This window comes from Methanospirillum sp., assembly GCF_035406105.1.
In the GTDB taxonomy this organism is placed as follows: Archaea; Halobacteriota; Methanomicrobia; order Methanomicrobiales; family Methanospirillaceae; genus Methanospirillum.
The window spans coordinates 1-5,742 of the sequence record NZ_DAONKG010000160.1 but is presented as its reverse complement, the minus strand read 5'-3'; the positions used below and the strand labels follow the sequence as shown (position 1 = coordinate 5,742).

5 protein-coding genes are annotated in these 5,742 nt (G+C 49.9%); all 5 read right to left on the bottom strand.

Going from position 1 to position 5,742, the window contains the following annotated elements:
* Positions 1 to 498 (bottom strand): hypothetical protein (locus tag PLA23_RS09725; RefSeq protein ID WP_324475036.1); only part of this gene is annotated, 498 nt, incomplete at its 3' end.
* A complete protein-coding gene (locus tag PLA23_RS09720; RefSeq protein ID WP_324328785.1) occupies positions 495 to 1,661 on the bottom strand; it encodes a glycosyltransferase in 1,167 nt (388 codons plus the stop codon). The genes PLA23_RS09720 and PLA23_RS09725, both read right to left, overlap by 4 nt.
* Complete coding sequence (gene glmS / locus PLA23_RS09715) at positions 1,658 to 3,397, bottom strand: glutamine--fructose-6-phosphate transaminase (isomerizing) (RefSeq protein WP_324475035.1); 1,740 nt, start codon at positions 3,395 to 3,397, stop codon at positions 1,658 to 1,660. Before glmS ends, PLA23_RS09720 begins: the two co-directional genes overlap by 4 nt.
* Position 3,398: 1 nt before the next feature.
* Positions 3,399 to 4,565, bottom strand: a complete 1,167-nt coding sequence (locus PLA23_RS09710) for a sugar phosphate nucleotidyltransferase (RefSeq protein WP_324475033.1) — start codon at positions 4,563 to 4,565, stop codon at positions 3,399 to 3,401.
* Positions 4,562 to 5,742: bifunctional sugar-1-phosphate nucleotidylyltransferase/acetyltransferase (gene glmU, locus PLA23_RS09705; protein ID WP_324475031.1), on the bottom strand; the 1,181-nt coding region annotated here is incomplete at its 5' end. The genes glmU and PLA23_RS09710, both read right to left, overlap by 4 nt.

Genomic DNA, 5,742 nt, shown 5'->3' with positions numbered 1-5,742 from the left:
TTTCCATATTCTGGTTCTGACCGTGTGGGAGATTCCGGCCAGACATCTGACATGCTTTTTGACATAGCGTTGGTCCAGGTACCGGAAAAATGCCAGGATAATCCTAAAGATCTCCCGCTTTCCTGGTGGTAGTGATGCAAGGGTCGGATAGTACATGTCATATAAAGCTCTCCGTGGTGTCAGCATCAGGTAGGTATGCGGGATCTTTTTTGAGAGAAAACGTAATGCCATATCATCAGTCGCTATGTAAAAGTCATAATCCAGATGGAGGCGTTTAAAGAGCATCATCCCAGCCAGCTGGAAAAGCGGCTCGCCTGGCAGGGTTTTATGAAGCGGACAGAACCTGACATGTGCAGCATCAGGATATATTGTGCAGAAGTCGTCACTGACCGATAAACAGACGATGGTGGCATTAAGGGCCCGTGCCATGTCTATAAAAAACCTCTCTGCACCGCCTGGAATTTTAAAATCCATACAGCAAAGAATGGCAATTCTCATGTATCCTCCTGAAGGGTGATACCAATCTCATCCATAAACCGCTCTGCAATCCGCCCCCATCTCATCTCATCCGGAGGTTCAAACCTTCTGTTTTTTTGATGAACAATCATATCCGCGAGTGCATGAGATAGTCCCTCACTATCTCCCGGTCTGACAAACCTAGTCCCTGCATAGGACCCAAGGCTTTCAACAAGTCCGCCCACCTTTGTAGCCAGAATTGGAAGGCCGTATGCAATCCCGATATGGGCTACCCCGCTCTGGGATGCACGGGTATACGGGAGCACAAGAATGTCTGCTGCGGAAAAAAATACTGGTATGTCCCCATCTGCAATATACCGGTTTTCAAGCAGTATTCTGTCAGACTGTGGTGAGTGATGAATGAGATCTATTGACTGCTGATCCTCCCATGCTTCACCGGCAATAATGAGAACTGTCTTCTCCAAAATCGTATGAGGAAGCGTTTCAAATGCCTGAATAAGATATGCCACTCCTTTGTAGGGTCTGAGAAGTCCAAAAAACAGCAGAACCGTTTTTCCATCAACACCCAGGTTTGATTTACTCTCCATCTTATCAAGGATTGGATACTGGTCATACAGACCATGCGGGATTGTTGCTATCCGCGACGGATGAATCCGGTACTGAGTTGCGATCAGATCACGGTCATGCTCTGAATGAACAATAAATCTGGATGCACGTCTTCTTATGACTCGTCCCATCCCTTTTGCATAGGTACGGAGCGGGAGGATTGCATATTCCAAGGGATCGACGACCTCGTGAAATTCTATGATTATTTTTGTTCGTCCGGCCGTCAGGAGAACGAGGGCAAGAAACATATGCACAACACTCGATGTCCACCATTCAAAAATGACTACATCAGACTTTCGGATTCTATTGGCCCCTTCTGCCCATGAGAACGGATTATACCAGTCCAGAACCTCGGCAACATGAATAGATCTGGAAAGACAGACACAGCTCTCATTCTTTCCGACTCGTCTCCATCCGGGAAAAAGTCGCTTTGGGAGCATATTCCGAAAGAGAACTGCATAAACCGTACTCGTTTCTGCCAGCGCATTACAGAGTCTGATGGTATAATAACTGATCCCTGATAAAAACCGGGTTGACGGGCCGACAACCGAAATAATAGGTTTTTTTGTAGTATTCATTCTACAGTGACACTCTTTGCGAGGTTTCGTGGCATATCAATCTCTCTGCCGAGCCGGTTTGCGGTATAATATGCCAGGAGCTGCAGAAGTACGGTGGAGGTCAGGACCTGGATCCAGGGATGAGCTTTTGGCAGAGGGATGGTAACATCTGCAATATCCCTGACGTCGCTGTCGTCATCATTTCCGATTGCTATGATCGGTGTTCCGCGGGCTTTCATCTCCTTCATGTTGCCTAGCATGACTTCATACGCAGGTCCGGGGGTACAGATGGCAATGACCGGTGTTGCAGGGGATAATAATGCGAATGGGCCATGTTTGATCTCGCCGGCAGCATACGCCTCGGCATGGATATACGAGATCTCCTTCATCTTCAGGGCCCCCTCCATCATGACCGGGTAAAAGACTCCACGGCCGACATAAAAGAGATGTTCTGCCGCACTGCAGAGATCCACTGCATCAGTAAGATCGGTCAGGAGAACCTGCTCTATGGCATACCGTGCATGAGAGAGGATATCATAACATCGGCCACCGGAGAGGATGTTTACAATCTGCATGAGAACTCCGACCTGGGCGATGAATGATTTGGATGCTGCCACACTCATCTCAGGTCCGGCATGCATGAGGATCGTGTCATGGGCACTCCGGGTTATTGAGCTGTTCAGCACATTGGTAATCGCAACCGTCTTTACATTATTGCAGATGCCCTTTCTGATAGCCGCCAGGGTGTCAGCGGTCTCGCCACTTTGTGATATCCCGATGATCACATCACTGAACGGGACAGGGGTATATTTGTATTCTGACCCGAGCTCCAGCCTGACCGGGATGCCACACGCCGGTTCGATCAGATACCGGAAGATCATGCCGGCATGATACGAACTACCGCATGCAACAACGGTCATGGAGGATGCCTGACGCAGGGATGATGGTAGTGTCTCCTCAGAAACCGCGTGTAATGCCTGATGGATCGCGTCCGGTTGTTCAAAGATCTCCTTGAGCATGTAATGGGCAAATCCGCCCTTCAAAACCCGGTCTGGTGTCCAGGTTATCTCCTTGATCTCCCGTTCTGCTGGAGTATCTCCAAAGTACACAGTATATGAATCAGGTTTGAGTTCTGCAATATCTCCATCATCAAGATAGACAACCCGTGAGGTATACTCAAGAAGCGGTGTGATATCAGATGCAGCAAAGATCTCCCCGTCCCCGATTCCTAAAACGAGAGGACTCTGGTTTCGGGCAGCGATAAGGCGTTTTTCACCTGCAGAGATGATCAGCAGGGCATAGGATCCGGAAAGAAGCGGGAGGGTTTTTCTGACTGCCTCGAGTAGATCATTTGTATACGCTTCTTCGATCAGGTGTGCAATCACCTCGGTGTCGGTCTCTGAACGGAAGATATGCCCTCGTCCGATAAGATCCCGTTTGAGGTGTGCATAGTTTTCAATGATGCCATTATGCACCACAGCAATCTGATCTGTGCAATCCTGATGGGGGTGAGCATTGATATCTGACGGAATCCCGTGTGTTGCCCATCGGGTATGACCAATTCCGATGGTACCTTGCAGTATGCCCGGATTGTCAGGAAGGTCAGAGACTTTTCCTGCTTTTTTATGGACGCAGACGTGGGATGCAAGGGTCGCGATGCCGTATGAATCATATCCGCGGTACTCAAGCCGTCGAAGCCCCTGCAGGAGAACTGGCGCAGCATCCCGATATCCGACGTATCCGACAATGCCACACATCCTACATCACCCTGGTTTTATCCGGTATCCGGGTGCAGGAAAACCGAAGATCTGTCCTTCCCTCAATAATGACCTCATTTCCAACGATGGTATTCTCAAACAAAACGGATGGCTTACAGAAGACCCCGTTCCCCATAATAACCCCGCAACTGGCACGGATGGCGGAATCGTCAAATGCTATGAAACCCCCGGCATAGTGTGCAGAAGTGTATTCTCCAAGGGTGCATCCCTCTCCGATCACAGATCCAGAAATACTGCAGTGAGGTGCGATCACTGCATCATCCATGAGAATCGATCGACGGACAACGGAAAAAGGTTCAATTCTGACCCGGGAACCGATACTGGTCCCTGGTTCGACGACAACATGAGGGCCGATGGTACAGTCCTCTCCGATAATGACCGGCCCGGTAATCACCGTCCCCGGACCTATCCGCGTCCCTGTTCCGATAGAAATCTTTCCCTGCATCACCACCGATGAACTGATGATTCCTGATCGATCAGGGGAGATAAATGGCAGGAGACGGTCATTCATGGTGAGCAGATCCCATGGATAGATTGCATCCTGCCAGGAGTGTGCCTTTATTGCATTAATCTTTGTACCCCGTCGGATCTCGTCATCAATCGCTTCACTCAGGCTGGGGCGAGTGATCCGGTCAAGTACATCAGATCCAAGGTGATATACTCCACAGCTGACCGTCATGCGGCTTGCGAGAACAGGCTTTTCAGTGATGCTGGTAATTGCATCCCCCTCGATGGTGACAACTCCAAAGTTTGATGGCTGCCGGTGCGTTGTATAAAGAAGGGAATTCCTCACCCTCGCAATGTCCCGGATTGAGTCGGGATCGATGTAATTATCTCCAGGAAGAACCAGGGCATCACCTGCAATCCGGTCACGTGCACAGAGGAGAGCATGGGCGGTACCGAGTTGCTCGGGTTGCCGGACAATCATGACCGGCAGGCTGAGACGAGCCAGGTGACGCATGACCTGTTCCTTGCGGTACCCGACGACGACGATGATATCCCTGATACCTGCCTCAAGAAGTGACAGGATGGTGTGTTCAATAATCGGTTTATTTGCAACAGGGATGAGTGCTTTTGGCCTGTTCTGCGTAAGCGGACGAAGCCTTGTTCCTTCCCCTGCAGCGAGGATGACTGCCTGCAGACTCATCGGCGAATCACCGTATTATCATGAAGGATTCCTTCCACAAGAGCATGGGGACCTATTCTGCAGTGATTTCCGATAACCGATCCGACATTAACCGAGCAATTAATCCCAAACAGTACATCATCACCAATAACTGCCCCGAACTTTCGTCTCCTCGTGTCTGATCCTCCAATGATGATCGTTCCCTTGTCATGACGAAGGTTTGCAATTTTTGTTCCCGCTCCAAGATTGCAGCCGCTACCGATGATACTGTCGCCGACATAGGAGAAATGAGGCACATTGGTTCTGTCCATAATGATTGAATTTTTTATCTCTGAGCTATGCCCAATATGACAGGAATTCCCGATTGCAGTTCCCGGTCTTATATAGGCATGAGGCCCGATCCTGCAGTCTGAGCCGATAATACATGGCCCTTCGATATATGAGCCTGCCAGAATCACTGTCCCGGAACCTATCTGCACATTCCCGTGTATAGTAACCCCTGCTTCGATTACTCCCTTTTGTTCAGGCTCTATTGTCTTCATCATCTCTTCATGGACACCAAGTAGATCCCAGGGAGATCCCATGTCAGCCCAGTACTCAAGGTGCACTCCACGTAGTGTTCCATGCTCAATATATGTCATCAGTGCATCGGTCAGTTCCAGTTCCCCTCTGGGAGATGACGTGATGGTTCTGAGATGGTCAAAAATCCCCGGCTCAAAGAGGTACATTCCGGCATTAATGAGATCACTTGGTGGGTGCAGGGACTTCTCCTCAAGCCCGGTGATGACATCTGCTTCCATGGTCACCACTCCGTAGTCCTGGGGATGGGATGATGTGAATACGCCCATGGCGGGTGCCGGTGTATGCAGCATGGTTTTGATATCAGCGGCATGAAGGATCATATCTCCGTTGAGCAGCAGAAATGGTGAGTTGACATGGGGTGCAACGGTCATCAGAGCATCACCGGTTCCAAGCTGATGCTTCTGGGTCACATATCTGATTGATATCCCCCGTATTCCCCCGTCACCAAAGTAATTCCTGACCGCTGATTCGCCATACCCGACGACTATGATGAAATCCGTAATCCCTGTTTCAACGACGGCATTGATCAGGTGTTCAAGCATGGGCCTGCCGGCAATCGGGAGCATCACCTTTGGTCGTGAGCCGGTGAGCGGCCGCATTCGTTTACCCTCTCCTG

Bases quoted from the DNA above. Each gene is read 5' to 3' on its own strand.
- PLA23_RS09720 (WP_324328785.1), bottom strand. From the start codon at position 1,661: ATGAATACTACAAAAAAACCTATTATTTCGGTTGTCGGCCCGTCAACC.
- glmS (WP_324475035.1), bottom strand. From the start codon at position 3,397: ATGTGTGGCATTGTCGGATACGTCGGATATCGGGATGCTGCGCCAGTT.
- PLA23_RS09710 (WP_324475033.1), bottom strand. From the start codon at position 4,565: ATGAGTCTGCAGGCAGTCATCCTCGCTGCAGGGGAAGGAACAAGGCTT.